This is a genomic window from Streptomyces yerevanensis, assembly GCF_000716805.1.
Classification (GTDB): domain Bacteria; phylum Actinomycetota; class Actinomycetes; order Streptomycetales; family Streptomycetaceae; genus Streptomyces; species Streptomyces flaveus.
In genome coordinates this window covers 1-1786 of record NZ_JNWJ01000185.1, presented here as the reverse complement: position 1 = coordinate 1786, position 1786 = coordinate 1, and the positions used below count along the sequence as shown (strand labels likewise).

The 1786-nt window shown below is 70.8% G+C and carries 1 protein-coding gene and 1 pseudogene; both read left to right on the top strand.

Going from position 1 to position 1786, the window contains the following annotated elements:
* A pseudogene (locus OP79_RS50295) lies at nt 1-1404 on the top strand (xanthine dehydrogenase family protein molybdopterin-binding subunit); the annotation flags it as partial.
* A 208-nt stretch (nt 1405-1612) separates the two neighbouring features.
* Nucleotides 1613-1786: XdhC family protein (locus OP79_RS53515; protein WP_169786275.1), on the top strand; the 174-nt coding region annotated here is incomplete at its 3' end.

Genomic DNA, 1786 nt, shown 5'->3' with positions numbered 1-1786 from the left:
GATCGCCGCCGTGTTCGGCCTGCCCGCGGATTCGGTGCGCGTCATCAACCCGTTCGTCGGCGGCGGCTTCGGCAGCGGGCTGCGCTGCTGGCCGCACACAATTGTCGCCGCCGTGGCCGCGCGCGAGACCGGCCGACCGGTGAAGCTCGTTCTGAGCCGCAGGCAGCAGTACTTCGGTACGGGCTTCCGGCCCTCCTACGAGTACCGGCTGCGGGTAGGCAGCGACCGGCGCGGCCGACTGACGGCCATGGCCCACGAGATGGACGCCGAGACCTCCTCGTACGAGACGTTCACCGAGACCGTGATGCCCGCCGGGCAGATGCTCTACAGCATGCCGAATGTGAGCCAGGCGTACCGGACGGTGCCCTTGGACGTGAACACCCCACTGTGGATGCGCGGTCCCGGCTTCGCCACGGCGGCCTTCGTCATCGAGTCGGCCATGGACGAACTCGCGCACAAGCTCGGCATCGATCCGATCGAGCTGCGCCGGCGCAACGAACCGGAACAGGACCCGTCCAACGGGCTGCCGTTCTCCACCCGTCGACTGCGCGAGTGCTACACCACCGGCGCCCGCGAGTTCGGCTGGCACCGCCGCGACCCCAGGCCCCGCTCCCGGCGTGAGGGCGACCGGCTGATCGGCATGGGTGTCGCGGTCGGCGTGTACGAGACGCAGCGCAACCAAGCCCAGGCCCGGGTCCGACTGGACGCCGACGGCACCGCCTTGGTAGAGACCGCCGCCAGCGACATGGGGCCGGGCACGTACACCTCCCAGACCCAAGTCGCTGCGGACGCCCTCGGGCTGACCATGCGCACGGTCACCTTCCGGCTCGGTGACTCCCTGTTCCCGCCGACCCCACCGCACGGCGGCTCCCAGACGATGGCCAGCGTTGGCTCCGCTGTTCTCGACGGCTGCAACCAGGTCCGCCGAGAGGCGATCAAGCTGGCCGTGGAGGATCGCGAGTCGCCGCTGTACAGGGTGGCCGCGGACGATGTCGTCGTACGCGCCGGCAGGCTGCATGTGAAGGGCAATCCGGCGCGCGGTGAGACCTACCGGAGCCTGCTGGGCCGCAACAAGCGCACCCGTCTCGAAGCCCTCGGCTCCTACGCGGGGGCGTCGCAACCGGAGAGGCACTCCTTCTACGCCTACAACGCCACCTCGACCACCGCGACGGCCGGATCGTGAACGCCAACCTCGCCGACTACTTGGTCCCGGTCAACGCCGACGTCCCCGACGTGAAGGCGATCTACCTGGACGGTGAGGACATCGAGGCCGACCCGCTCGGCGTCAAGGGACTTGGCGAGGTCGTCCACGTCGGGGTGGCACCCGCGATCGCCAACGCGGTCTTCCACGCCACCGGTCGCCGTATTCGCGAACTGCCCATCACCGCCGAGGCGTTGCTCTGAGCCTCGGCTCCGATACGAGCCCCCGGGCGGCCGGTTTCGTGGTGAGACGGCCGCCCGGGGTGCTCCCAACTGTTCGGCGGCCGACCATGCCCGGCCGCCGGACCCCCGGGCCGCCGCCGTGTCACCCCCCTCGACGACACGGCGGCGGCCCACCTCCCAACAACCGTCGTTCCACACCGCTTCACCCGGATCACATGGAGACCCGCCCATGCTGAACATCGCGGACACACTGCACCGCTGGTGCCGCGCGGCCCGCCCCTTCGCCCTGGCCACCGTGGTCGACGTCACCGGCAGCGCGCCCCTGCCGGTCGGTACGTCGGTCGCGGTGGACGAGGACGGCAACGCGGTCGGCAGCATCTCCGGCGGCTGTGTCGAGGGCGCG